Genomic DNA, 24,797 nt, shown 5'->3' with positions numbered 1-24,797 from the left:
GAACGCGAATGGGTCGCCGCGGTCGGCATCGCCGCGCGTAATCCACACCTCTTGTTAAGAGTCGCTGCGCGCCGATTTCTTCGATTCCGATTCGTTCTTCGAGAACGAAATGGAGTCGAAGCTGGAACAAAGCCGGATGGCAAATGCGGGACGTCGCAGAGCTCGCAGGGCAACGGCGCGTGCTGCCCAAACAGCTAACGAAAGCTTGCGCGCAAGCCGATAACCCTATTCGGTTAGGTTAAAAGCCCAATCGCGTTGCGATTACTGCTGCTTGGAGTAGGTGTTCTTGCAAGGACAAGAACGACTTTGCCAAGAAGCAGCTTTTGACATGACGCCATTTTCAGAACCATCCTTTTATCAGGGCGATCGGCACACCTACCGGCGGGTCGCCATCGTCGGCTCGCTGTTCTGCCTCGCTTTCGCGGTGATCAGCTTCTCGCTGCGGCCGCAAGCCGAGGACATCCGCGTGGCGGTCAAGGCCGACAGGCTGGTGCGCACGGCGGGCCAGGCGCCGCGCGCCAATTAGCGCTCGGCCAATTATCGCTCGTCAGTGTGGATCGGGTCGGTCCCGGACGCATCGCTGGACGAAGCGCCGCAGGTCGCAAGCGCCACGAAGCCGGCGAAGCCGGACAGGTTGAGCAGAACTTCGAGCCAAGCGGGCATGTCGGGCCTCGCATTTCGTCAAGACAACCTCAACGTGCGCGAGGGGCGCTTGTTCCGCGCGCGCGAAAAAAATCCGGCTAGAGCCGGGAGGAGGGGTCGAGCCGCCGGCCGAGGGTCGCAACGGACTCGGATGAGGGCTGCTTCCTCAGGAACTCGGCGATGGCCCGCGCAAGCTCGCCGTCGCTCATCGGCGTCGGAGGCGGGCGCAGCGTGCCGACACCGAAATTGCGCACGATCTGCTCAAAGTGCTGAGCATCGGATTTGGGAACGAGCCTGCGGATACGGGCCAGCAATGCGGATATGGGCAATCCTTCCTCCTCGGCATCCGCCCCGCTGGCAGTCGTTATCGTCCGCTGCCATTTGCTCCCGTGGAACTGTGCTCCCGTGGAACTGAAAACCCCGCCAGCATCGCGGAGGATACTGACGGGGCTTCCGTGCTTTTGCCTCTACCGGATAGCGGAGGCTCTGCACTTGCAGACTTAATACCAGCGACGGGATTTCGTTCCGCCTTCATGGCCATTTTTTTGACGGCCCCCGGTTCCGCCCCGCGCGCAACTATCGCAGGCGGCCTGCGTTGTGCTTCCTGTTGCGAAGGAGGAGATCATGAAGAAGACACTGGCAGTTCTCGCCACCGTCGCAGCCGTCGGCGTGACCGCGATCGCGGCGCCTGCACCCGCCGAGGCGGGCGGACGCGGCATCGGGCCGGGCCTCGCATTCGGCCTTGCCGCCGGCGCGATCACCGCGGGCGCAGTCGCCGCCTCGCGTCCGTACGGCTATTACGGTCCGGGCTACGGCTATTATGACGGGCCGGCCTATTATTACGGACCGGGCCCGTACGCCTATTACGGCGGACCGTACTACCGGCGCCACTACTATCGCCACTGGTAACGGTCCAACAACGCGAAAAGCCCGGAGCGATGCTCCGGGCTTTTTCATGCGTATCGATCAAACATGCCTTACGGCCAGAGCGAGGGCCGTTCCACCTTGCGGGCATTCTCGAGCGTCGAGACGAAATACTCTTCGCGTTCGCGCTTGAACTTCTCCTGGGTGGCACGGAAGGCGGCGACACGGGCGGCGATCTCTTCGCGTTCGCGGATCTTGCGTTGTTCGTCTTCGGTCATGTCCATCCCCTCTGTTCGCACTTGGACTTCGTCTACGGGACTCAGTTTACATGCGGACTCAAGCGCTGCCGCCGCATCGCACGCTGAGTCGCATTCACATATGCATTGGCGCTTCTGATTGGGGCGTCAATGGGGAGGAGGCATTGCAGGATTGTGATAGGCGATGGTCGGAAATAATTGCCGAGTGCGTCTCTCTCCGCAGGCTGCTCCACGCGTTTGTTCGCTGTTGATAAGAGCGTCAACAATCTTGCCGCTTGGCTGCGCGCAGCTGGCGAACGGCAGCTTGACGCACACCGAATCTGCCGCAGGGCAGGGGCGCGCCTGACGAGAGACGATGGCAACCTCCGGCGCGGGCCATGCTATAGAGCCGTGCTCGAAAGTCAGGATGGCTGGCCCATGATTGCATCAGATCTTCGCAGCGGCGTCGAACGGTTAGGCGACATGATCGCCGAGGCCAGGACCATCGTGCCGTTCACCGGTGCCGGCATCTCGACCGAATGCGGTATCCCCGACTTCCGCTCGCCGGGCGGAATCTGGACGCGCTACCGTCCGATCGAGTTCGGCGAGTTTGTCGCGAGCCAAGAGGCGCGCGACGAATCCTGGCGCCGCCGCTTTGCGATGGAGGAGGTTTTCGCGGCGGCAAAGCCCGGCCGTGGCCATCGCGCGCTCGCCGCGCTCTACCGTGCCGGCAAGATTCCGGCGGTCATCACCCAGAACATCGACAATCTGCACCAGGCCTCGGGCTTCGCCGCCGAGAGCGTGATTGAACTGCACGGAAATACCACTTATGCGCGCTGCATCGGATGTGGGCAGTCGTATCAGCTCGACTGGGTGAAGCGACGATTCGACGAGGACGGCGCCGCACCCAACTGTACCGTGTGCGACGAGCCGGTGAAGACGGCCACGATCTCGTTCGGCCAGATGATGCCCGAGGATGAAATGCAGCGCGCAACCGAGCTGTCGCAGCATTGCGACCTCTTCATCGCGATCGGTTCCTCGCTCGTCGTATGGCCGGCGGCGGGCTTTCCGATGATGGCGAAGAACTCCGGTGCACGTTTGGTGATCATCAATCGCGAGCCGACCGAGCAGGACGACATCGCCGATCTCGTCATCCGCCACGACATCGGCGAAACCCTCGGCCCCTTCGTCGGTAATTAAGGCGTTAGTTTGATTCGCGGCTGTGCAAGCTGTTCATAGGTTCCGGCGAATCTCTTTTTTGTCTATGCGCCGCAACCGGGAGTGTTATCTTTTGAGTCGAAAGATTCGCGTCGCGTCGAATTGAGAACATTCTCTTAAGACGCGTGATTCGGGCGCCGCCAATTTGGCGGGTTGCATGGCAGTGTGGGGTCCGGGGTTATGGGGTCGTCGGACGGATTTGAGTCGAAAAAACTTGGAGTTCCCGGACAGGGCACTTCGCCGGGGCGCATGACGCCGGGCGAGCACGGCGGCGCTGGCCGCGACAGTGCACTCAGCCCGTTCACCGGACTGGGTGAGGCCAGCGCCAATCTCGTCGAGGTGAACGGCGTCATCAAATGGTTCGACGCCTCCAAAGGCTACGGTTTCATCGTTCCCGACAACGGCTGGCCCGACGTCCTCCTGCACGTTACCGTGCTTAGGCGCGACGGCTTCCAGACCGCCTATGAGGGCGCGCGCATCGTCGTCGAGTGCATCCAGCGCGCCAAGGGTTATCAGGCATTCCGCGTGGTCTCGATGGACGAGTCGACCGCGATCCATCCGGCGCAGATGCTGCCGCCGCGCACCCATGTCACGGTCACGCCGACCAGCGGGCTGGAGCGAGCCCAGGTCAAATGGTTCAACCGGTTGCGCGGCTTCGGCTTCCTGACCTGCGGCGAGGGCACGCCCGACATCTTCGTGCACATGGAGACGCTGCGTCGCTTCGGCATGACCGAATTGCGCCCCGGCCAATATGTGCTGGTCCGCTTCGGGCCCGGCTCCAAGGGCATGATGGCGGCCGAGATCCATCCCGAGACCGGATCGCCGGGCTTGCAGTCGCACTAGCAGGGCACCAATTCCCGCAATCGTGAGCAGAGGCGCGCTGGCAGGCCGGCGCGCCTCTGGCTTTTCCGGCGGTCGCCGCGTAGGACTGTTCCATTCCCCACGCCTCGAGTGCCATCCCCCATGCGTTCCGCCATGAATTTCAATCGACGGCCGTTCCGGTTGCTGGCCGGGACCTGGCTCGCCGCCATCCTCGTCATCGCCGGCTTTGCCGTCGCGAGTGCACCCGCCGGCGCCGCGAGCTTCCAGCCGCTCGAGATCGTCACCAAGAACGGCGTGCAGGTGTTCTCGGTGGAGATGGCGACGACCGAGGAGGAGAAGCAGACCGGCCTGATGTACCGCAAGGAGCTCGCCGACGGCAAAGGCATGCTGTTCGACTTCAATCCCGAGCAGGAAATCTCGATGTGGATGAAGAACACCTATGTCTCGCTCGACATGATCTTCATCCGCGCCGACGGCCGCATCCTGCGCATTGCGGAGAACACCGAGCCCTTGTCGACCAAGATCATCTCGTCCCGGGGACCCGCCCGGGCGGTTCTGGAGGTGGTGGCGGGAACGGCGCAGAAATACGGCATCCGCCCCGGCGACCGTGTCGGCCACCCCCTGTTCGGCAGCAAATAGGGTCGCCTAGGAGGGCCTTTGCCAGCCTTGCTGGCGCCGGTTTGTAAGCTTGCTGGCGCCTTTGGAAGCGTGTATCGACGGGGCTCGCCGGACATTCGGGGTATAGCGCAGCCTGGTAGCGCGGCAGTTTTGGGTACTGCAGGTCGTTGGTTCGAATCCAGCTGCCCCGACCAGTCCCGGTGTCGATGCCTCGAAGGGAGGGCCTGACGGCCCGCTAGCGTCCCATCAGAACAGCATCCAATCGAAGAGCCGCCAGGCGATCCAGGCGAGGGCGCAGATCCAGCCCAGCATGACGATCCCCGCGATGCCGAGGCCACAGAGCGCGAACAGTGAGCTTCCGCTCTCCGATGCCTCGGAGAGTTTCTCGGTCGTATCGATCTGGCTCACTGCGCCCCCTTGCCTTGCGGCCTTCTCTTCATTGGTCTCTGCTCGGTCGAAGAAATTCACCGGCCGCGCTCCAGCTCACACGGACGTGAGACGAGATGACTATCTATCCATGAGAGCGCGCGGCTGATCGCAGCCGCTCGCGGGTCCCGGACAGGTGGGAAGAAGCTGCAACGCGTATGGCGGCGTTTGGTTGCTGCGTCCGCGGCGGGAAAATGCGTGGCGCGCCGAATTTTTCACACATCCAGCGCCTGCTTCGCCGCCCCGCCGCGTTGAAGCGGAGAGGCGGTTGCGTAACCGGCGTTGCGTCCGAGGTTCCTTCGAGGTTTTCATGTCGATCAGTGCGATTGCATCAGCCAGCGCGGCGGTGACGACGACCCCGTCGACCGCCACGGCGTCGTCCTCAGCGGCTTCTTCGACATCGGCGGCTTCGTCGACTTCGGCCACGTCATCGACGTCGGCGACATCGTCGTCGCAATCGGCGGGCGGAAGCTCGGGATCGGGAGGCAGTGGCGGCTCGGCCAAGACCATCGTCAGCGAGGTCTCGATCACCATCGATGGAGTCACCACCACCACGATCACCTATTCCGACGGCACGACGGAGGTCGAGACGTCCGCGAGCGCGCAAGCTGGTCAAAGCGGTCAGGCCGGACAGACCTACAACGCGCAAGGCGCGCTCGGCGCCAATGCCCAGAACGCATCTGGCAGCGCGTCGTCCAGCGCCGCCGCCGGCGCTGCGGTTTAGCCCGGGTTGATCGCTGAGGCAGGGCTGGCGCCCATGGTGTCCTGAAGCGCTCGCACCAGGCATGTCCGAAGCCGGCCAACGCCCTGGTGCTCATTGTGTGCATGGCACGACTTCGGCGCGACTTTTCAGGGTGTTGGCGCGGGATTGCCAAAGATTCATCGAACCTTTGGCTGGCGCCACAGACATATGGGTGTTGGGGATTTCAGCGCCCAATGCCTAAACGGACGCCGCCAAGCGATGATATTCCGCTTGTGCGGCGTTGCGCTTTTCAGACCTCACTCATTTGGATGCCGCTCATTTCGGAGCAGTCCAATCAGCTCGACGCGTGCCAGCCGGGCGGAAACGGCACGAGCGGCCAGACCATCTGGTTGTCGTTGGCGGGCTTTGGCGGTTCCTGAACGGACGCCCTGAGTAGTGGGGCAGGCGGTACCAATCGCACCGCCAGGCGCAAACATACACAATGCAAGCTCATCGCGGTCGTCCCCGCCGGTAAGTCATTTTTCAAAATGCAATGTCAGTTCAAAATCACCGCACGTCCGAAAAGGCGCGCTCATCTCAAATCGCGCATGCATTCTAGAAAAACCCGCGTCGGGTTTCAACCGGTCCGGTAATCCGTCCGCGGCAGGTAAGGTTGATCGGTTAGGTTAAGGGCGGGCGGTTGTTGCGGCCGTCTCAGTGGGCGTTATCAGATCAGTCCCGGCTCGCGATGGGCTGCCTGAAACTCGTGCTCACACAAGATCACAGTTCGTCGCGGCACGCGCATCTTGTGAGTTTTGCGTCATGTCTTTCGATCGCAACTTAAAATCGGTCAGCACGCAGTCGAGCTGGACCGAAATCTGGCACCTCTGGACCGTGATCGTGCCACGCCGCTCGATCAACGGGCAGCTCGTTTACGGCAAGGTCTGGCGCCGGCACGACGGCCGCGACTGGATCTACAAGAAATTCACCGAGTTCGACGGCGAAGAGGCGGCCTAAAGCATGATCTGGAAAAGTGCGAAGCGGTTTTCCGGAAAGATCATGCGTAAACAACAATCCAAAGCGCGATGACGATTCATCCAAATCTCATCGCGCTTTAGCCGTCGTCTCTCTCAGGCAGCCTCTCTCAGGCAGCCTCTCTCAGGCCGCCTTGGCCTCTGCGGCCGGCTTGGCCGGCGGCGGCTTCAGCGGCTTGTCCTGCTTCTTCGACCACGAGATGTAATAGGCCACGGTCGTCATGATCGCGATGCCGGCGATGCTGACGAAGAGCTGCGCGAACAGCGAGCCCGAGCTCATCGACAGTTCGAAATGGCCGACGAACGACAGGAATACGCCGACGCAGAACACCGCGAGCGACTGCTGGCCGCACACGATCAGCGGGTCGAACACCTTCCATTCCAGGCCCGGCCAGTCCTTCGGCACGAAGCGGATCACCAGGATCACGATCACGACGAAATGGAGGAAGCGGTAGGGCGCGAGGTTGGTCTTGTCGTTGGGGTTGAAGGCCGAGAACAGCCATTCCGGGAACATGCCGCCGAAGGTGGGGAAGCGGCCGGCCATGGTCATGACCAGCGCGAACAGCATATAACCGAGGCAGAGCCACAGCGTGATCGGCGAATTGATCAGCGTCATCGAGCGCCGCGCGCCGCCCATCGCGCACCAGGCGCCGAACACGAACAGCACCTGCCAGCAATAAGGGTTGAAGTACCACTGACCGGCCGGATAGGCCGTCAGATTCCAGCCGAACTGGCGTGCGGCGAGCCACAGCACGATCGACAGCGCCATCGTCAAATCGGGCTTGCGCAGCATGAACCACAGCACCGGCGGAAACAGGCCCATCAGCACGATGTACAGCGGCAGCACGTCGAGATTGAGCGGCTTGAAGCGCAGGAACAGGCCCTGGCGCAACGTCTCGGTGGCGTTGTCGACGAGGCCGGCGACGTTGAACTCGTTGATCATCTCGGAATCGCCGAAGCGCAGCGCGAGATAACTGATCGAGGCGATGTAGATCACGAACAGGATGATGTGGGCGACGTAGAGCTGCCAGACCCGCTTGGTGAGGCGGGTGGCGCCGACGATGAAGCCGCGTTCCAGCATCATCCGCGCATAGACGAAGGAGGCGGTGTAGCCGGAGATGAAGACGAACAGGTCGGCGGCGTCGGAAAAGCCGTAATTGCGCGTCGTGATCCAGTTCACGACGTTGTCGGGAATGTGGTCGAGGAAGATCGCCCAGTTGGCGACGCCGCGAAACAGGTCGAGCCTGAGGTCGCGGCCTTTCTCGGGGAGCGTTGCGCTGACGTTCAGGAAGGCCATGCGACGGGAGCTTTCGAAGGAGGCGGACAGGCTGAGGTCAGGGATGCAGTGCCGCCGGGTGGGATCCCGGCGCGGAGGGCGGGTACGCAATTGTCACGGTGCAGCATAATGACTATACCGTCCTGAGGGTCGCCGGGGGCCGGAATCACCGATCAGTTACCGACTGGTGTCTCTATACTATCCCTGAGGTTTCCACCAACTGCCACCCTGACGCAGCGAAATCGAACGAAAAGACGAAAAACGAGGCCCGGACCACCCATGACCGCACGCATTTTCAAGCCCGCCAAGAACGCGATGCAATCCGGCCGGTCCAAGACGAAGGAATGGCAGCTGGACTACGAGCCGGAGCAGCCGCGCGCGGTCGAGCCGCTGATGGGCTGGACCTCGTCGGGCGACATGAACCAGCAGATCACCCTGCGCTTCCACAGCAAGGAAGAGGCGATCGCCTATTGCGAGCGCAAGGGCATCGCCTACCAGGTCATCGAGCCCCAGGATTCGATCCGCCGGCCGGTCGCGTATGCGGACAATTTCTCGTTCCGCCGCGGCGAGCCCTGGACGCACTGATCCTCGGCAAGCTCTGTCGGCACGTCATGCCCGGGCTTGTCCCGGGCATCTGCGTTTTGGGACCTCATGAGCTCGGCCTGCATGGTTCGAGACGCCCGCTGTGGCGGGCTCCTCACTATGAGGGTCTGAAATCTCGCCGCGAAGCGTGACCTCGTCCTGAGGGCCCGCCGGAGGCGGGCGTCTCGAAGGATGGGCCGCAGGCAAGCTTCCCGCCACGCTTTTCCAGCCTCCGGGAAGCCCAAGGTGGTTGGCACCAATCTCACTCCGTGCTTCGCTGCCTCGCATGACACGACCATGGCGGGGTGGGGTATGGCGGGGCGTGACCAGCTCGACGGCGTCGATCTGAAGATACTTTCCGAGCTGCAGCAGGACGGGCGGGTTCGCAACAACGAGCTGGCGCTGCGCGTCGGCGTCTCCGCGCCGAACTGCCTGCGGCGGCTGAAATCGCTGTTCAGCCGCGGCGTGATCCGGGCAGTGCGCGCCGTGATCGACGAGCGGCTGCTCGGCTATGAGGTGGTGTCGTTCGTCTCGATCCAGCTCGGCAGCCAGGCGCAGCCGGTGCTGGAGGCGTTCGAGAGCTCGATCGCCGCGATCCCGCGCATCCAGCAGTGCTGGCGGATTTCGGGCGACACCGACTATCTCCTCAAATGCGTCGCGCCGAGCGTCGAGAGCATGCGCCAGCAGCTGCTGCATTTCGCCGCGATGCCTGACGTCAAGAACGTCCGCAGCTTTCCGGTGCTGGGCGTCGCCAAGGACGTGCCGCTACCGCTGCAAGAGGCGGCGGTACCGGCGATCAGTTGATTCGAATTCTCCCGGACCGATCGATCGGCGATTTCACAAAAGACGAATTATAACACTGAGTAACTCACCTAACTGTGACATGTGATTTGGGAAGTCCTGCAATGCGCTGAGCCGTGATTGTCGGGTCCTGTGCGCCGCCTAGATGCAAGGTGTGACCCTCAGCCTGCGTCGCATGCCGAGGACTCTTTTGTGGGACCCTGAAGCAGGAAAAGACAACATGACATCGAACTCGAAGACGTTCGCGGCTTCCGCTGCGACGCTGTTTGCGTCTGCGTTTCTGGTTCTGACCGCGCCGGCTGCGCAGGCAGAGGACTACTGCATCACCAACGGCGCCCAGGCCGCTCACGGCTGCGGCTATCCGACGATGGAAGCCTGCCGGGCTGCTGCCGGTGGCATCGGCGGCATGTGCTCGCAGAGCGGCGGCGCCAAGGCCACCAACGACGCGCTCGCTTTCCAGCCGAAGCAGGCCAAGCACCCCAAGCTTCGCGCGGGCGCGCAGACCAACTCGAACTGACGCCTGACATCAGGAGTTTCGAAAAGTTGCGGCCTCCGAGGTTGATCTCGGGGGCCGTAAGTTTGTGATAGCGAGGCAACGTCGCTCGCCGGCGCGTCACCGATAGCGCCCTCGAAACTCGCGCGGGGAGGCGCCGGTCCAGGTCCGAAAGGCCCGCGAAAAGCTCTTTTCGTTGCGGAAGCCGGCGATCTCCGCGATCCGCTTGATCGGGGTGCGGCCGCGCATCAGCTCCTGTTTGGCCAGCTCGAACTTTGCTTCTTCCTTGAGATCGCGCAGCGAGGTGGACTCCTCGCGCAGGCGGCGATGCATGGTGCGGGTCGAGAGCGCGAGCTCGCTTGCGACGTCCTCGGCACCGAGAACCCGTCCGCGCGCATTGCGCAGCACGCGCCGCACGCGTTCGACCAGCAGGCGGTCGCGCCGGTAGGGCAGCACGGTCAGCCTGAGCGCGCCCTTGAGCATGTTGTCGAGATCGGCGGCGCTGCGGGTCAGCGGCAGCGACAGATAATGCTTGTCGAAGACGATGCGGGCATGGGGCGCGTTGAAGCGGATGGTCCGGGAGAAGATGGTCGGATAGACCGAGACGTGGCCGGGCTCGGGAAACGGAAATTCCGCGGCGCGGAGCGCGATCCTGGAATCCACCGCCCAGCAGGAAAAGCCGAGCACGTAGCGGAGCAGGGTGACCAGGCAGAATTCGCGGAAAGCCCTGAGGTCGCGTAGCTCGCAAATGGTCACGGTCGCGGTTTCCTCGCCGACGGCGAGATCGAGCAGGACGTCCTCGGTGAGCAGGCGGTGATGCCGGCACCAGCGCTTGAGCGCGACCTCAAGCGTTGGCGCCGTGATCGAGGCGCGGCACAGCATGCCGTAGGTGCCCCATGGCAGCCGGCGCGAGAACCAGCCGAGCGCCTCGTCGTCGAGCTCGCGCATGGCGTGGCCGGCGAGGGCCTCGAACTGGGCCGCGGTGACCCGCCCGTCCGGAGAATTGACAAGGTCCGGCGCTACCTGGCCCCGGCTGAGGGCCTCGGCCGGATCGCGGCCGTATCGCTCATAGGCGGCCACCACGCCGCGAACAAAGGCGGCGGGGGTCACGGCGCGGCGCGGGACCGCGGTTGCGGCTTGAAAAGTCATTGGAACTCCGTCCGGAAAATCCTCGCCAAGTTTGGCGGAAAATGCAACCTTTTCGACCGCAAGAGGGCCCGCTCCCCGCTAGGTTCGGTCTCAAATTACGGAGGAATCGCCTTGAACATCCCGAGCATCGATTTCGATCTGGGCGAAGACATCGGCATGCTGCGCGACACGCTCCGCGCCTTCGTGGAGGCGGAGATCACCCCGCGCGCGGCCGATATCGAGAAGGCCAATCTGTTCCCGGCGGACCTGTGGAAACGCCTCGGCGACCTCGGCCTGCTCGGCATGACCGCCCCGGAGCAATATGGCGGCTCCAACATGGGCTATCTCGCCCATATCGTCGCCATGGAGGAGATCTCGCGCGGCTCGGCCGCTGTGGGGCTATCCTACGGCGCCCATTCCAACCTCTGCGTCAACCAGATCCGCCGCAACGGCAACGACGCCCAGCGCCAGCGCTACCTGCCCAAGCTGATCTCCGGCGAATATGTCGGCGCGCTCGCGATGTCCGAGCCCGGCGCCGGCTCCGACGTGGTCTCGATGAAGCTGCGCGCCGACAAGCGCGGCGACCGCTACGTGCTCAACGGCTCCAAGATGTGGATCACCAATGGCGGCGATGCCGACGTGCTGGTGGTCTACGCCAAGACTGATCCGGAGGCCGGCCCGCGCGGCATGACCGCCTTCCTGATCGAAAAGGGTTTCAAAGGCTTCACCCACGGCCAGCATCTCGACAAGCTCGGCATGCGCGGCTCCAACACCTATCCGCTGTTCTTCGACGAGTGCGAGGTCCCCGAGGAGAACGTGATGGGCAAGGTGGGCGAGGGCGTCAAGGTGCTGATGTCCGGCCTCGACTATGAGCGCGCAGTGCTCTCCGGCGGCCCGCTCGGGATCATGGCGGCGTGCATGGACGCCGTCGTGCCCTACATGCACGAGCGCAAGCAGTTCGGCCAGCCAATCGGCGATTTCCAGCTGATGCAGGGCAAGCTCGCCGACATGTATGCGACCTGGCAGGCGACGCGCGCCTATGTCTATGCGGTCGGGCGCGCCTGCGACCGCGCCGACCATGCGCGCAGCTTACGCAAGGACGCGGCCGCCGCGATCCTCTATTCCGCGGAGAAGGCGACCTGGATGGCCGGCGAGGCGATCCAGGCGCTTGGCGGCGTCGGCTACACATCCGAATTCCCGGTCGGCCGCCTCTGGCGCGACGCAAAACTCTACGAGATCGGCGCCGGTACATCCGAGGTGCGCCGCATGCTGATCGGCCGTGAACTGATGGCCGAGACGGCTTAAATCTTTCACCTCATTGGAATCAACATGCCGCTCCATTCCAGCATCGATCCTTCTTCGTCGGACTTTGCGCGCAATTCCGAGGCCATGCGCATCCTCGTCGCGGACTTGCGCGAAAAACTCAGCCAGGTCGCCGGCGGCGGCGGCGAGGCCTCGCGCAACCGCCATACGTCGCGCGGCAAGATGCTGGCGCGCGAGCGCGTCGACCTCCTGGTAGATCCCGGCACCTCGTTCCTGGAGCTGTCGCCGCTCGCGGCCTACGGCCTCTATGGCGGCGACGTGCATTCGGCGAGCGTCGTCACCGGCGTCGGGCGCATCTCGGGCCGCGAATGCGTGATCGTCGCCAATGACGCCACCATCAAGGGCGGCACCTATTACCCGATGACCGTGAAGAAGCATCTGCGCGCGCAGGACATCGCGCGGCAGAACAATCTGCCTTGCGTCTACATGGTCGATTCCGGCGGCGCCTTCCTGCCGCTGCAGGACGAGATCTTCCCGGACGAGCGGCACTTCGGCCGGATCTTCTACAACCAGGCGCAGATGTCCTCACAGGGCATTCCGCAGATCGCGATCGTGATGGGCTCCTGCACTGCCGGCGGCGCCTATGTGCCGGCGATGTCGGACGAGAGCATCATCGTGCGAAATCAAGGCACCATCTTCCTCGGCGGCCCGCCGCTGGTGAAGGCTGCGACCGGCGAGGTCGTAAGCGCGGAGGAGCTCGGCGGCGCCGACGTGCATTCGCGGCAGTCGGGCGTGACCGATCATTACGCCCAGAACGATGCCCATGCGATCGGGATCGCCCGGCGCATCGTGGGCACGCTGAAGCCGTCCACGCGGCCGAACCTCAATATGCATCCGCCGCGCGATCCGCTGTTTGCGGCAGAGGAAATCTACGGCGTGGTGCCGGTCGATGGCAGAAAGCCGTTCGATGTGCGCGACATCATCGCCCGCGTCGTCGACGGCTCCGAATTCGACGAGTTCAAGAAGCTCTACGGGACGACGCTGGTCTGCGGCTTCGCCCATATCTGGGGCTATCCGGTCGGCATCATCGCCAACAACGGCATTTTGTTCAGCGAGAGCTCGCTGAAGGGCGCGCATTTCATCGAGCTGTGCTGCCAGCGCGGCATTCCCCTGGTGTTCCTGCAGAACATCACGGGCTTCATGGTCGGCAAGAAGTACGAGGCCGGCGGCATCGCGCGCGACGGCGCCAAGCTGGTGACGGCGGTTGCGACCGCCTCGGTGCCGAAATTCACCGTGGTGATCGGTGGCTCCTACGGCGCCGGCAATTACGGCATGTGCGGCCGCGCCTACTCACCGCGCTTCCTCTGGATGTGGCCGAACGCGCGCATCTCGGTGATGGGCGGCGAGCAGGCTTCGATGGTGCTGAGCCAGGTCCGCCGCGACAATATCGAGGCCAAGGGCGATAGCTGGTCGAAGGAAGAGGAAGATAAATTCCGGGAACCCATCCGCGCGCAATATGAGAGTCAGGGGCATCCCTATTACGCGACCGCGCGCCTGTGGGACGACGGCGTGATCGATCCGGCCGACACGCGCCTCGTGCTCGGCCTTGGCCTCTCGGCGGCGTCGAATGCGCCGATTGAACCGACGAAATTCGGCCTGTTCAGGATGTGATGCGATGGACCGCTCAAAGCTCTACCGCCGTTTTCGCACCCTCCTGATCGCCAACCGCGGCGAGATCGCCTGCCGCGTCATCCGAACCGCCCGCGCCATGGGCCTGCGCACGGTCGCGGTCTATTCCGAGGCTGATCGCGATGCGATGCATGTCGCGCTCGCCGATGAGGCCGTGCTGCTCGGGCCCGCACGCGCCCGCGACAGCTATCTCAATGTCGAGCGGTTGATCGAGGCCGCGAAAAAAACCGGCGCCGAGGCCGTGCATCCCGGCTACGGCTTCCTGTCGGAGAATGCCGAGTTCGCGCGGGCCTGCCTGGACGCCGGGTTGGTGTTCGTCGGCCCGACCGCCGGGATGATGACGGCCATGGGCTCGAAGTCCGGCTCCAAGGAGCTGATGGAGAAAGCCGGCGTGCCGCTGGTGCCCGGCTATCACGGCGAGGCCCAGGACGAGGCGACGCTTTCGAAAGCCGCCGACAAGATCGGTTTCCCCGTTCTGGTGAAGGCCTCCGCCGGCGGCGGCGGCCGCGGCATGCGCATCGTTCGCTCGGCCGCCGAGCTCGGGCCTGCGATCGTCAGCGCCAAGCGCGAAGCCCTGGCAGCGTTCGGTGACGACCGCATGCTGATCGAAAAATATGTCGACAATCCCAGGCATATCGAGGTGCAGATCATCGGCGACAGCCACGGCAATCTGCTCTCGCTGTTCGAGCGCGAATGCACGCTGCAGCGCCGCCACCAGAAGGTGATCGAGGAAGCACCGTCGCCGACGCTCAACGCCGCCCAGCGCGAGACGGTCTGCGCCGCTGCGCGCAAGGCCGCCGGAGCGGTGGACTATGTCGGCGCCGGCACCATCGAGTTCGTCTCCGACGGCAAGGACGTGTTCTTCATCGAGATGAACACGCGCCTGCAGGTCGAGCATCCCGTGACCGAGCTAATCACCGGGATCGACCTCGTCGAATGGCAGCTGCGCGTCGCCTTCGGCGAGGCACTGCCCTTGAAGCAGGAGGAGATCAAGCTCAACGGCCATGCGATCGAGGCGCGCGTGTACGCGGAGAACCCGACCAAGAACTTCATGCCGTCGGTCGGAAAGATCTCGACCTGGCGTCTGCCCGCGGAGACCGGGGGCTTGCGCATCGATGCCGGCTATCGCGAGGGCGATCTAGTCTCGCCTTACTACGATGCGATGCTGGCAAAGACGATTGCGTGGGCGCCGACGCGGGACGTTGCGATCGACCGCCTCAACCGCGGCCTGGAAGAGTCCGATGTCCGCGGCATCGTCACCAATATTCCGTTCCTGTCGGCGCTGATCACACACCCGAAGGTGCGCGCGAATGCGATCGACACCGGGTTCATCGAGCGCGAGCTGGCGGTGCTGACGTCCGCGGCGCCGGCGCCGGGCGAGCTTGAGCTGTGCGCTGCGGTCGCTGCGATCGTCAACGAGGAACGGCAGGCCGCGCAGGTCGAGGCGAGCTCTCCGTGGCAGACCTTTGGCTGGCAGCCGGTCGGCCGCCGCCAGCGCAGCTTTGCCTTCCGCGTCGGGCATGGAACGGAGCAGAAGATTGTTCTGAACTACGGCGGCGGGCTGTCCACGCTGGTGATCGGTGAGCGCGAGCTGGCGTTCACGATCGCGGCGAAGGACGGGGGCTTCGATCTTACGCTCGACGGCGTCAAATCGTCAGTTGCAGCCGTGATCGATGGCCATGAGCTGTATTTGCGCACGCGCAACGGCCGCTTTGACCTGCACTGGGTCGATCAGTTCGGCGGCGAGACCGAGGAGCATGTCGGCGAAGACAAGATCGCCGCGCCCCTGCCGGGAACCGTCGTCGCCGTGCTGGCCGAGGAGGGCGCCAAGCTGGAGAAGGGCGCGCCGATCCTCACGCTTGAAGTGATGAAGATGGAGCAGACGCTGCGCGCACCCTATGCCGGCGTGCTGAAGTCGATCAGGTGCAAGGTCGGCGACATCGTGCAGGAGGGCGTCGAGCTCGCCGTGGTCGAACCTACGGGGGAATGAGATGAGCGATCCCGTCCGCATCATCGAGATGGGGCCGCGCGACGGCCTCCAGAACGAGAAGACGCCCGTCAGCGTCGAGGCCCGCATTGCCTTCATCGAGGCGCTGGTCGGGGCAGGGCTTGATACGGTCGAGGTCGGCGCCTTCGTCTCGCCCAAGGCAATCCCGCAAATGGCGAGCTCGGATGCCGTGCTGCGCGGCGTGAACCACATCAAGGGCGCCGAATTCCACGTGCTGGTGCCGAACGAGAAGGGCTATGACGCCGCGCGCGCCGCAGGCGCCAAGGTGGTCTCCGTGTTCGCGGCGGCCTCGGAAGGGTTTTCGCGCGCCAACATCAACTGCACGGTCGCCGAATCCATCGAACGGTTCAAGCCGGTGCTGGCCCGCGCCAAGGCCGATGGCGTGAAGGTGCGCGGCTATATCTCCTGCGTGCTCGGTTGTCCCTTCGACGGCGAGATCAAGCCGAAGGCCGTCGCCGATCTCGCGAGCACGCTGTGGGATCTCGGCTGCTACGAGATCTCGCTCGGCGACACCATCGGCGTCGGCACGCCTGATAAGGCGAAGGAGATGCTGCGGGCGGTAGCCACCAACATCCCGCCTGCAAAACTCGCGATGCATTTCCACGACACCTACGGTCAGGCGCTCGCCAATCTCTATGCCGGCCTGGAGGAGGGCGTCCGTGTCATCGACGCCGCCGCCGGCGGCCTCGGCGGCTGTCCCTATGCGCCGGGCGCGACCGGCAATGTCGCGACCGAGGATGTCGTCTACATGCTCGAAGGCATGGGCGTCAGGACGGCCGTCGACATGGAGAAGCTGCTGGCGGCGACGAACGCGATGAGCGTCGTGCTGGGCAAGCCGCCGGTGAGCCGTGTTGCATCCGCGCTGAACGCGAAGAAGAAGCGAGTGAGCTCGTAAGCTTCGTAGGGTGGGTTAGCGAAGCGTAACCCACCTCTTTGGTGTCCGCGGAGACGAAAGTGGTGGGTTACGCCCAGCGACTGCGCTTTGCGCAGCCGCAGGTCTAACCCACCCTACGCCCTAAGCGGTCACGCCGCCTTCAGCCCGACATCCGGAAGCTGCGGCCGGTTCTTCAGCGCCTTGGCCATCATGGCCTCGACCTCGGCCTTCTCCTGCGGCAGCAGCGCAAGGCGCGGCGGGCGGGTCAATGCGGTGCCGCGGCCCATGATGTGCTCGCACAGCTTGATGCACTGGACGAGGTCCGGGCGTGCATCGAGATGCAGGAGCGGCATAAACCATTCGTAGAGCGGCATCGCCTCGGCGAAGCGGCCGGCCCTGGCGAGGCGGAACAGCGTCTCGCCCTCGCGCGGGAAGGCGTTCGACATGCCCGAGACCCAGCCCACCGCGCCCATGGCGACGCTCTCGACGATGACGTCGTCGAGACCTGCGAATAGCACGAAGCGGTCGCCGACCATGTTCCTGGTGTCGATGAAACGCCGCGTGTCACCCGAGGAGTCCTTGAAGCAGACGACGGTCTCGACATCGGCGAGCGAGGCCAGGATGTCGGGGGTGACGTCGTTCTTGTAGATCGGCGGGTTGTTGTAGAGCATCACCGGCAGGTCCGTCGCGCTGGCGACGGCGCGGAAATGCGCAGCCGTCTCGTGCGGCTTGGACGAATACACCAGCGCCGGCATCACCATCACGCCGTCGATGCCGACGCGCGCGGCTTCTTTCGCCGTCTCGACCGCAAACGCCGTCGTGAATTCGGCGATGCCGCATAGCACGGGCACGCGGCCTTTCGCGACCGACTTCGCCGTCTCCATGATCGCGACCTTCTCCTTGCGCTCCAGCGAGGTGTTCTCGCCGACCGAGCCGCAGACGATCAGGCCGGACACGCCATCGCGGATCAATCCATCCATCACCTTGGCGGTCGCATCGATGTCGAGCGAGAGATCGTCGTGGAATTGGGTGGTGACGGCCGGGAAGACGCCTTCCCAGGATACGCGGCGGGGCATGGTTTTTCTCCAGATGAAAAAGGCCGGCGGGGGGCTGGGGCCGCCGGCAGTTGTGAAAGGGATGGCGGGCGGGATCAGAGCGTCGCGCCGACCTTGCGCAGCTCGGCGAGAACGGGTGCCTTCGGCAGCCAGATCTTGTCGAACTCGGCGATGACGGCTTCGGTGTCGCCGGCCGGGACCTGACGGATCGGGATCGGCGCGTTCTTGAAATTCTCGATCAGCGCCGGCTCGTTGCCTGCGAGCTCGTCGATCTGCGCGTCCAGCGTCGTCTTGATCGTCTTGGTGATCAGCTCGCGGTCGGCCGCCGAAAGCGACTGCCAGACCCGGCCGGAGACGACTGCCGCCATCGGCATGAAGACGGCGTTCATCTGCAGGATCACCTTCGAGACCTTGTCGAAGCGCTGGTTCCAGGAGAACTCGAGATCGGCCTCGAGACCGTCGACCTGGCCGTTGGCCATGGCGTCGAACACCTGCGGCGTCGGGATCGGCGTCGGCGCAGCGCCCAGCGAGGAATAGAAGTCGCGATAGACCGGCGTCGGGTTGATGCGCAGCTTCATGCCCTTGATGTCGGCGAGCGAATTCAGGTCCTTGGACGAGAACACCGCGCGCATGCCGGTGATGCCCCAGCCGAGCCCGATGGTGCCGGTCTCCTGCGGCAGCACCTCGAACAGCTTCACCGCCGCCGGATGCCGCACGAATTTCGCCACCGCCGGCGTCGAGCGCACGATGTAGGGCGCGTTGATCGCGGCGATATGCGGCACGCGCGAGCCGAGCTCGGCGGCCTGGATGAAGCCCATGTCGAGTGCGCCGGACTGCAATTGCTGCATCATCGCGGGCTCGTTGCCGAGCTGGCCGGAGTGGAACACGGTCAGGGTCAGGCGGCCGTTGGTGGCGGCCTTGAGTTCGTCGCCGAATTTGAGCGCGGCCTTGTTCCAGGAATGGCCGTTGGGCGTGATCAGGCCGAGGCGGAATTCCTTGGCCTGGGCGAGCGCCAGCGACGGCGCGAACACCGAAGCGGCGGCACTGGCGGCGAGAAAGCGGCGGCGTGAAAGCGGCATGGTCGGGCTTCCTTTTGTACGGGCCTATTTGACGAGGATCAGCGAGAGCGAGGGGTAGAGCGAGAGCAGCACCAGCAGGACGCAGGAGATGACGAAGAACGGCAGCGTCACCATGAACATCTTGCCGGGCTTGGCGCCGGTGACGGCGGCCGCGACGAAGAAGCAGAGGCCGACCGGCGGCGACAAAAGGCCGAGAACGAGATTGATCACCACCACGACGCCGAAATGCCGGGGATCGATGTGATAGATGTCGGTCGCGACCGGCAGCAGGATCGGCACCGTCATGATCAGGCCGGGAATGCCGTCGATGACAGTGCCGATGATCAGCAGGATGACGTTGCAGATCAGCATGAAGCTGATCGGGTCTTTTGCTGCGGTCTGGATCCAGGCCGCGGTTTCCTGCGGCACCTTGCCGAAGATCAGCACCCAGGAGAACACGGCAGCGGCCGCGACGAGGAACAGCACGATCGCCGAATAGATGCCGCTGCGCAGCATCATCTGCGGTAGCTGCGAGAACTCGAATTCCTTGGTCCAGTATTTGCCGACGAGGGCGGCGGCGACGGCGCCGACGGCGGCGGATTCCGTGGCGTTGGCGAGACCGCTCAGAATCGTGCCGACGATGACGATCGGGATCAGCAGCGTCGGCGAGGTCCGCAGGATCGTCATCAGACGCTGGCGCGGCGTCTGATAGTCGGCGCGCGGATAGTTGTACATGTATCCCATCAGCGCGATGACGAGGCAGAACATCACGGTGAGGATGACGCCCGGCACGATGCCGGCGATCAGCATGTCGCTGACCGAGACCTGCGCCAGCACGCTGTAGACCACGAACATCACCGAGGGCGGAATGATCGGGCCGAGCATGCCGCCATAGGCGGTGAGGCCCGCCGCAAAGGTCTTGTCGTAACCCTTCTTCTCCATCTCCGGCACCATGATCTGGGCCATGATCGCGACCTGCGCGGTCGCCGATCCCAGGATGGATGAGATGAACATGTTGGCGAGGATGTTGACGTAGGCGAGCCCGCCCTTGAGCGAGCCGACGAACGCCATCGCCATGTCGACGATGCGCCGCGTGATGCCGCCGCCGTTCATGATCTCGCCGATCAGGATGAACAGCGGAATCGCGATCAGGCCGTAGCTGTCGACGCCGCCGAACAGCTGCAGCGGATAGGACTGGAACAGCACGGGATTGCCTGAGGCGGCGATGTAGACGAGGCCGGCAAGGCACAGGCAGAGCCCGATCGGCACGCCGACCAGCATGAACGCGACGAAGGCGGCGGACGTGACCATCAGTTGACCCCGTCGAGCTCGGAGAGCTGAAAACCCTTCGGCGGCGTGCGCGGGACCAGCTCGAGATCTTCCAGCAGATTGGCGAGGCCGTGCACGGTCATCGACACCGCGAAGATCGGCAGCGTCAGATAGAGCACCCAGGTCGGCCAGTTCAGGGTCTGGGTGTGTTCTGTGTAGAGGAAGTTGAAGGTTTCGGCCGCGAGCTTGCGCCCGTCGAAGCCGGCGAGCGCCAATCCGATCGGGTCCATCCAGAGCACGCAGGTGACGGTCAGGGCAACGCCGAACACGACGACCATGCCGGTCGAGATCACTTTTGCGATCTTCTGGCACTGTGGCGAAAGCCGCTCCGTCAGCATGGTGACCGCGAAGTCAAGCCGCAGCCGGGTCATCGCGGACGCGCCGATGAAGGTCAGGCAGACCACGCAATAGACTGCGGATTCATCGATCCAGTAGATCGGGAAACGCGCGTAGCGGGTGACGACGTTCACCAGGATCAGGCCGGTGAGCAGGTACATCAGGCCCATCAGCGCCAGACGCTCGAAGGCGAGCAGGGCGCTCGACATCCGCACGACCGTACGTCGGAGGCTGAGCGCGCGAATGGCCGGCATGGTCTGCTCGATCATGAAGAGGCCCCAACCCCCGAAAATTTGTCGTGCGATTGCCAAATGTATAATTTATACATTTTGGGAGTCAAACGGAGATTGCGGTCAATTCGGCGGCAGGGCGCGCTTTTGCTGGGCACCGGCTTTTGCGGAGTCACGGCTTTTGCCGGGCGTCTCAACATGCAAGAGAGGGACCGCCTCGCTCCGACGAGTCGGCAAGCAGGACGGAAGGTCAGATGAAACAGCCTCTGAAGCATCGCACCCTGTCGGCTGCGATCGTCGATCAGCTCCGCCAGGCGATCCTCGACGGCACCTATCCCGCCGGATCGCAGCTGCGTCAGGATGCGCTTGGGGATGCCTATGGCGTCAGCCGCATCCCGGTGCGCGAGGCGTTGTTCCAGCTCGAGGCCGAAGGGCTGGTGCGGATCGTGCCGCAGAAGGGCGCCATCGTCTCCGAGCTGTCACTGGACGAGATCAACGACGTGTTCGACCTGCGGCGCATCCTGGAGCCACGATTGCTGGCGCAGTCGGCCCCGCGTTTCACTGCCGACGATTTCGAGGGGCTCGACGACATCCACAAGAGTTTCGAGAAGGCGATCAAGGCGAGGAACGTCAGCGAATGGGGGCAGCTCAACGCCGACTTCCACATGGCGCTGTACGTGCACGCGCCGCAGCCGCGCACGCGAGCGATCGTGCTGTCGCTGCTGCAGACCAGCGATCGCTACACCCGCCTGCAGCTCTCCAACACCAAGGCGATGGGCACTGCCGAGAAGGAGCACGCCCAGCTGATCGCGCTCTGCCGCGCGCAGAAGGTGGAGGACGCCTGCCGGTTCCTAGAGCGGCACATCGAGGCCGTGCGCAAGGATCTGCTGCAGGTGGTGGCGAACGCGCCGAAGGCGCGGCGGAAGAGCGAGTAGATTTCGTAGGGTGGGTTAGCCCTGCAGATGCGCGAAGCGGATCTGAAGGGCGCAACGCACCACTATGTGTCTCCGCGGAAGCAGAAGAGGTGGGTTACGCCCAGCGACTGCGCTTCGCGCAGCCGCTGGTCTAACCCACCCTACGGCAGTTGTGGTTTTCGCTACCTGCTCCCGTCCGGCCCCATCACGAGATCCGGCAGCCAGGTCGAGATCCCCGGCACGAAGCACAGCAGCAGCACCGCGAGCATCATCAAGAGCACGAAAGGCAGCGTGCCCCATATCACTTCGCGCAGGGGGATGTCCGGCGCGACGTTGCGGATGACAAAGATGTTGAGGCCAACGGGCGGATGGATCAGGCCCATCTCCATCACGATGGTCATGACCACGCCGAACCAGATGATGTCGAAATTGGCGGCGCGGAGCGGCGGCAGGATGATCGGTGCCGTCATCAGGATGATCGAGACCGGCGGCAGGAAGAAGCCGAGCACGACCACCATGACGAGGATCGCGAACAGCAGCTCCCAGCGCGGCAGGTGCATTGCGACGATGGATTCGGCGACCGATTGCGAGATGTGCAGATAGCTCATCACATAGGAATAGAGCAGCGACATGCCGATGATCATCATCAGCATGGTCGATTCCCGGATCGTCGACTTCATGATGGGGGCGAGGTCGCTCGGCCGCCACACGCTGTAGATCGCTGCGATCAGCGCCAGTGCCAGGAGGCCGCCGAGGCCCGCCGTCTCCGACGGCGTGGCGTAGCCGCCGTAGAGGGCGATCATGACGCCGGTCAGCAGCAGCACAAACGGGATCACCCGCGGCAGCACGCTGAAGCGTTCGGCGAGCGTGTACTCGTCGCGGGCGAGGATCGCAGCCTCCGGACCGCCGTTCTTGTAGATCGCCTCCGCCGCGGCATATTCCTGGCGGAAGCGGAACACCGCGTAGAAGCCGAACAGGGTGACCAGCAAGAGGCCTGGCCCGATGCCGGCGAGGAACAGCCGTCCGAGCGACTTTTCGGCTGCGACCGCGAACAGGATCATGGTGATGGACGGCGGCAGCAGGATGCCGAGCGTGCCGCCGGCGGCGATGATCCCTGCGGCAAAGCCGCCGGAATAGCCGCGCTTGCGCATCTCGGGGATGCCGGCCGAACCGATCGCCGAGCAGGTCGCCGGGCTCGAGCCCGCCATTGCCGCGAACAGCGCGCAGGCGAACACGTTGGCGACGCCGAGCCCGCCGGGGACGCGGTGCAGCCAGGCGTGCAGCGCCGAGTAGAGATCCTGGCCTGCGCGCGACTTGCCGATCGCGGCGCCCTTCAGGATGAAGAGCGGGATCGACAGCAGCGTGATCGAGGCCATTTCCTCGTAGACGTTCTGCGTCACCGTATCGAGCGAGGCCGATGGCATGTAGATGCCCATGAACACGACCGCGACCGCGCCGAGCGCGAACGCAATCGGCATGCCCGAAAACATGATGACCAGCGTCGCGATGCCGTAGGCGAGGCCGATCCCGAAAACGCTCATGGCCGCCGGCCTCCAGCAAAGGGCAGCGCGAGCTGCACGAGAATCTGGACGCAGAGCAGGCTCATGCCGAGCGCCATCAGTGAATAGGGGATGGCGAGCGGCGGCGACCACATCGAGTTCGAGACCTGGCCGTCGACATAGGCCTCATGTGCCAGCGTCCAGGACTTCCAGGTGAAGAAGGCGCAGAACAGGAATGTCGCGGCGTCGACCAGCCAGAGCCTGACCCGGTTCGCCAGCGGCGAGAGCAGGCCGACAAAGGCCTCGATGCCGATATGGCCGCGGTTCTGTTGCACATAGGCCGCCGTCATGAAGGTGGCGCCGACCAGCAGGAACACGGCGGCCTCGTCCTGCCAGTAATTGGCCGCCTTGAACAGCGCGCGGCTGAGCACGCTGTAGCTCAGGATGGCGCAGGCCGCGACCAGCGCGATCGCGGCGAACACGACGATGATGCTGTTGAGGATGGCGAGACCGCGATCGATCGCCGCCGCAGGGCCTGTGCCTGCGGCAGCGGTTGCGTGGTCGTCACGATCCGGAAGCGGACCGTGGCTCATGCCGCGACGTCGGTGGCGAGCTTGAGCAGGTTCGCGGAGGTCGCGGTCTTGGCGCCGTAATCCTTCCACGCGGTGTCGCGGGCGATGTCGCGCCACTTGCCGACGGTCGCAGCATCCAGCGCCGAAACTTTTGCGCCGGCCTTCTCGTAGACCTTGGCGACCTCGACGTCGTCGTCCTGCGCGCCCTTGCGGCCGAAGGCTTCGAGCTCCTGGCCCACTGTGAGCAGCACGTCCTGCTGGTTCTTCGGCAGCTTGTCGAAGATTGCCTTCGACATCATCAAGGGCTCGAGCATGAACCAGTAGGAGGCGCCTGCGCCCGATGTCAGCGACTTCGCGACCTCTTCGAGGCGGAACGAGATCAGGCTGGTGGAGGAGGTGATGCCGGCATCGCACGCGCCGGTCTGCATCGCCGCGTAGATCTCGTTCGACGGCACCGACAGCACCGAGGCGCCGGCGGTCTGCAGCACCATGTCCATCTCGCGCGAGCCGCCACGCACCTTCATGCCCTTGGCATCCTCGGGCGCGACGATCGGCTTGGAGCGGCTGGCGACGCCGCCGGCCTGCCAGACCCAGGTGAGCAGGATGATGCCCTTGTCGGCGAGGAAATCGGTCAGCGCCTTTCCGACCGGTTCCTTCTTCCAGCGCAGGCCCTGGTCGTAGGTGGTGACGAGGCCCGGCATCAGGCCGATATTGGTCTCGGGCAGCTCGCCGCCGGCATAGGGCATCGGATAGAGCGAGATGTCGAGCGCGCCCTTGCGCATCGCGGAGAACTGCGCGTTGGTCTTGATCAGCGAGGAGTTCGGATAGATCTCGGCGGCGATGTCGCCGTTGCTGCGCTTGCTGACTTCAGCGGCGAACATGCGGCAGAGACGGTCGCGGAAATCGCCCTTGTCGATGGTGCCTCCAGGGAATTGATGCGAGATCTTCAGCGTGGTGGCGGCATGCGCGGTGCCGGTGCCGAAGCGCAAGATGGCGGGCGCGGCGACGGCGGTCGCGATCAGATGGCGGCGCGTAATCATGGTGTAATCCCCTTGAACGTTTCTGTTCTTGTTGATGTGATTTGGGTCGGGTCTTGTCAGACCGGCTTCAGGCCCATCCTAGCCGGTCTTTGAGGCGATGTTCTCTCA

28 protein-coding genes and 1 tRNA gene are annotated in these 24,797 nt (G+C 64.3%); 16 read left to right on the top strand and 13 right to left on the bottom strand.

Going from position 1 to position 24,797, the window contains the following annotated elements:
- The first annotated feature begins 328 nt into the window (after window positions 1-328).
- Window positions 329-526, top strand: a complete 198-nt coding sequence (locus JQ603_RS04130) for a hypothetical protein (protein WP_212336717.1) — start codon at window positions 329-331, stop codon at window positions 524-526.
- 11 nt (window positions 527-537) lie between these two features.
- Here JQ603_RS04130 and JQ603_RS38250 read toward each other — a convergent pair whose 3' ends face one another.
- Together JQ603_RS38250 and JQ603_RS04125 are read right to left on the bottom strand one after the other, a co-directional pair.
- Window positions 538-663, bottom strand: coding sequence for a hypothetical protein (locus JQ603_RS38250; protein WP_271581695.1), 126 nt, complete (start codon window positions 661-663; stop codon window positions 538-540).
- A 77-nt stretch (window positions 664-740) separates the two neighbouring features.
- Entirely contained in the window at window positions 741-971 is a 231-nt protein-coding gene (locus JQ603_RS04125; RefSeq protein WP_212336715.1) for a hypothetical protein, read from the bottom strand.
- Window positions 972-1,266: 295 nt separating this feature from the next.
- Between JQ603_RS04125 and JQ603_RS04120 the strand changes: the two genes are divergently transcribed.
- A complete protein-coding gene (locus tag JQ603_RS04120) occupies window positions 1,267-1,551 on the top strand; it encodes a hypothetical protein (protein ID WP_212336714.1) in 285 nt (94 codons plus the stop codon).
- A 68-nt stretch (window positions 1,552-1,619) separates the two neighbouring features.
- Here the strand turns inward: JQ603_RS04120 and JQ603_RS04115 are convergent, their stop codons facing one another.
- On the bottom strand, window positions 1,620-1,784 hold the full coding sequence (locus tag JQ603_RS04115) for a hypothetical protein (protein ID WP_164933808.1): 165 nt from the start codon (window positions 1,782-1,784) through the stop codon (window positions 1,620-1,622).
- A 396-nt stretch (window positions 1,785-2,180) separates the two neighbouring features.
- On the opposite strand from JQ603_RS04115, the gene JQ603_RS04110 reads away from it, so the two are divergent.
- The 4 genes from JQ603_RS04110 (at window position 2,181) to JQ603_RS04095 (ending at window position 4,594) form a co-directional block, all read left to right on the top strand.
- The gene (locus tag JQ603_RS04110) at window positions 2,181-2,942 is read left to right on the top strand and encodes an SIR2 family NAD-dependent protein deacylase (RefSeq protein WP_212336712.1); all 762 of its coding nucleotides are present in this window, start codon (window positions 2,181-2,183) and stop codon (window positions 2,940-2,942) included.
- Window positions 2,943-3,209: 267 nt separating this feature from the next.
- Complete coding sequence (locus JQ603_RS04105; RefSeq protein WP_433996620.1) at window positions 3,210-3,803, top strand: cold-shock protein; 594 nt, start codon at window positions 3,210-3,212, stop codon at window positions 3,801-3,803.
- 132 nt (window positions 3,804-3,935) lie between these two features.
- Window positions 3,936-4,421 (top strand): DUF192 domain-containing protein, encoded by a 486-nt coding sequence (locus tag JQ603_RS04100; RefSeq protein WP_212336708.1) that lies wholly within the window; start codon window positions 3,936-3,938, stop codon window positions 4,419-4,421.
- Window positions 4,422-4,517: 96 nt separating this feature from the next.
- Window positions 4,518-4,594: transfer RNA gene (locus JQ603_RS04095), tRNA-Pro, on the top strand.
- A 52-nt stretch (window positions 4,595-4,646) separates the two neighbouring features.
- On the opposite strand, the gene JQ603_RS04090 is transcribed toward JQ603_RS04095, so the two are convergent.
- On the bottom strand, window positions 4,647-4,868 hold the full coding sequence (locus tag JQ603_RS04090) for an RNA-binding protein (protein ID WP_212336707.1): 222 nt from the start codon (window positions 4,866-4,868) through the stop codon (window positions 4,647-4,649).
- A gap of 268 nt (window positions 4,869-5,136) precedes the next feature.
- Between JQ603_RS04090 and JQ603_RS04085 the strand changes: the two genes are divergently transcribed.
- Window positions 5,137-5,550: a hypothetical protein gene (locus JQ603_RS04085; protein WP_212336706.1), complete on the top strand. Its 414-nt coding sequence runs from the start codon at window positions 5,137-5,139 to the stop codon at window positions 5,548-5,550.
- 780 nt (window positions 5,551-6,330) lie between these two features.
- On the top strand, window positions 6,331-6,525 hold the full coding sequence (locus JQ603_RS04080; protein WP_212336705.1) for a hypothetical protein: 195 nt from the start codon (window positions 6,331-6,333) through the stop codon (window positions 6,523-6,525).
- Window positions 6,526-6,666: 141 nt separating this feature from the next.
- On the opposite strand, the gene JQ603_RS04075 is transcribed toward JQ603_RS04080, so the two are convergent.
- Window positions 6,667-7,839, bottom strand: a complete 1,173-nt coding sequence (locus JQ603_RS04075) for an OpgC domain-containing protein (protein ID WP_212336704.1) — start codon at window positions 7,837-7,839, stop codon at window positions 6,667-6,669.
- Between the two features lie 258 nt (window positions 7,840-8,097).
- Between JQ603_RS04075 and JQ603_RS04070 the strand changes: the two genes are divergently transcribed.
- The 3 genes from JQ603_RS04070 to JQ603_RS04060 all read left to right on the top strand — a co-directional run bounded on the left by JQ603_RS04070 (window position 8,098) and on the right by JQ603_RS04060 (window position 9,718).
- Window positions 8,098-8,403 (top strand): ETC complex I subunit, encoded by a 306-nt coding sequence (locus JQ603_RS04070; RefSeq protein ID WP_212336703.1) that lies wholly within the window; start codon window positions 8,098-8,100, stop codon window positions 8,401-8,403.
- Window positions 8,404-8,712: 309 nt separating this feature from the next.
- The gene (locus tag JQ603_RS04065) at window positions 8,713-9,204 is read left to right on the top strand and encodes an Lrp/AsnC family transcriptional regulator (RefSeq protein WP_212338178.1); all 492 of its coding nucleotides are present in this window, start codon (window positions 8,713-8,715) and stop codon (window positions 9,202-9,204) included.
- 217 nt (window positions 9,205-9,421) lie between these two features.
- Window positions 9,422-9,718 carry a DUF3551 domain-containing protein gene (locus JQ603_RS04060; protein WP_212336702.1) on the top strand — a complete coding sequence of 99 codons (297 nt, stop codon included), beginning with the start codon at window positions 9,422-9,424 and terminating at the stop codon, window positions 9,716-9,718.
- A 96-nt stretch (window positions 9,719-9,814) separates the two neighbouring features.
- Here the strand turns inward: JQ603_RS04060 and JQ603_RS04055 are convergent, their stop codons facing one another.
- Window positions 9,815-10,843, bottom strand: a complete 1,029-nt coding sequence (locus tag JQ603_RS04055; protein ID WP_212336701.1) for an AraC family transcriptional regulator — start codon at window positions 10,841-10,843, stop codon at window positions 9,815-9,817.
- A 156-nt stretch (window positions 10,844-10,999) separates the two neighbouring features.
- Here JQ603_RS04055 and JQ603_RS04050 point away from each other — a divergent pair, with 156 nt between their 5' ends.
- From JQ603_RS04050 to JQ603_RS04035, 4 genes are read left to right on the top strand one after another with little or no spacing between them, the layout of a single operon-like run.
- A complete protein-coding gene (locus JQ603_RS04050; protein ID WP_283817409.1) occupies window positions 11,000-12,127 on the top strand; it encodes an isovaleryl-CoA dehydrogenase in 1,128 nt (375 codons plus the stop codon).
- Window positions 12,128-12,151: 24 nt separating this feature from the next.
- Complete coding sequence (locus JQ603_RS04045) at window positions 12,152-13,756, top strand: carboxyl transferase domain-containing protein (protein ID WP_212336699.1); 1,605 nt, start codon at window positions 12,152-12,154, stop codon at window positions 13,754-13,756.
- A gap of 4 nt (window positions 13,757-13,760) precedes the next feature.
- Window positions 13,761-15,764: an acetyl/propionyl/methylcrotonyl-CoA carboxylase subunit alpha gene (locus JQ603_RS04040; RefSeq protein ID WP_212336698.1), complete on the top strand. Its 2,004-nt coding sequence runs from the start codon at window positions 13,761-13,763 to the stop codon at window positions 15,762-15,764.
- A gap of 1 nt (window position 15,765) precedes the next feature.
- On the top strand, window positions 15,766-16,677 hold the full coding sequence (locus JQ603_RS04035; RefSeq protein ID WP_212336697.1) for a hydroxymethylglutaryl-CoA lyase: 912 nt from the start codon (window positions 15,766-15,768) through the stop codon (window positions 16,675-16,677).
- Between the two features lie 128 nt (window positions 16,678-16,805).
- Here JQ603_RS04035 and JQ603_RS04030 read toward each other — a convergent pair whose 3' ends face one another.
- The 4 genes from JQ603_RS04030 to JQ603_RS04015 form a co-directional block, all read right to left on the bottom strand.
- Window positions 16,806-17,732 carry a dihydrodipicolinate synthase family protein gene (locus JQ603_RS04030; RefSeq protein WP_212336696.1) on the bottom strand — a complete coding sequence of 309 codons (927 nt, stop codon included), beginning with the start codon at window positions 17,730-17,732 and terminating at the stop codon, window positions 16,806-16,808.
- Window positions 17,733-17,806: 74 nt separating this feature from the next.
- The gene (locus JQ603_RS04025; RefSeq protein ID WP_212336695.1) at window positions 17,807-18,790 is read right to left on the bottom strand and encodes a TRAP transporter substrate-binding protein; all 984 of its coding nucleotides are present in this window, start codon (window positions 18,788-18,790) and stop codon (window positions 17,807-17,809) included.
- A gap of 24 nt (window positions 18,791-18,814) precedes the next feature.
- Window positions 18,815-20,080, bottom strand: a complete 1,266-nt coding sequence (locus tag JQ603_RS04020) for a TRAP transporter large permease (RefSeq protein ID WP_212336694.1) — start codon at window positions 20,078-20,080, stop codon at window positions 18,815-18,817.
- A complete protein-coding gene (locus tag JQ603_RS04015; protein ID WP_433996619.1) occupies window positions 20,080-20,703 on the bottom strand; it encodes a TRAP transporter small permease in 624 nt (207 codons plus the stop codon). Before JQ603_RS04015 ends, JQ603_RS04020 begins: the two co-directional genes overlap by 1 nt.
- A 215-nt stretch (window positions 20,704-20,918) precedes the next feature.
- On the opposite strand from JQ603_RS04015, the gene JQ603_RS04010 reads away from it, so the two are divergent.
- Window positions 20,919-21,599 carry a GntR family transcriptional regulator gene (locus JQ603_RS04010; protein ID WP_212336693.1) on the top strand — a complete coding sequence of 227 codons (681 nt, stop codon included), beginning with the start codon at window positions 20,919-20,921 and terminating at the stop codon, window positions 21,597-21,599.
- A 161-nt stretch (window positions 21,600-21,760) separates the two neighbouring features.
- On the opposite strand, the gene JQ603_RS04005 is transcribed toward JQ603_RS04010, so the two are convergent.
- The 3 genes from JQ603_RS04005 to dctP are packed head-to-tail and all read right to left on the bottom strand — an operon-like array spanning window position 21,761 to window position 24,689.
- A complete protein-coding gene (locus JQ603_RS04005) occupies window positions 21,761-23,119 on the bottom strand; it encodes a TRAP transporter large permease (RefSeq protein ID WP_212336692.1) in 1,359 nt (452 codons plus the stop codon).
- Window positions 23,116-23,670, bottom strand: coding sequence for a TRAP transporter small permease (locus JQ603_RS04000; RefSeq protein ID WP_212336691.1), 555 nt, complete (start codon window positions 23,668-23,670; stop codon window positions 23,116-23,118). Before JQ603_RS04000 ends, JQ603_RS04005 begins: the two co-directional genes overlap by 4 nt.
- Entirely contained in the window at window positions 23,667-24,689 is a 1,023-nt protein-coding gene (gene dctP / locus JQ603_RS03995) for a TRAP transporter substrate-binding protein (RefSeq protein WP_212336689.1), read from the bottom strand. Before dctP ends, JQ603_RS04000 begins: the two co-directional genes overlap by 4 nt.
- Window positions 24,690-24,797: the final 108 nt, after the last annotated feature.

The organism is Bradyrhizobium liaoningense (assembly GCF_018130825.1).
Classification (GTDB): Bacteria; Pseudomonadota; Alphaproteobacteria; order Rhizobiales; family Xanthobacteraceae; genus Bradyrhizobium; species Bradyrhizobium liaoningense_B.
The sequence above is the reverse complement of the archived record's forward strand: the minus strand, read 5'-3'. Positions and strand labels throughout refer to the sequence as shown.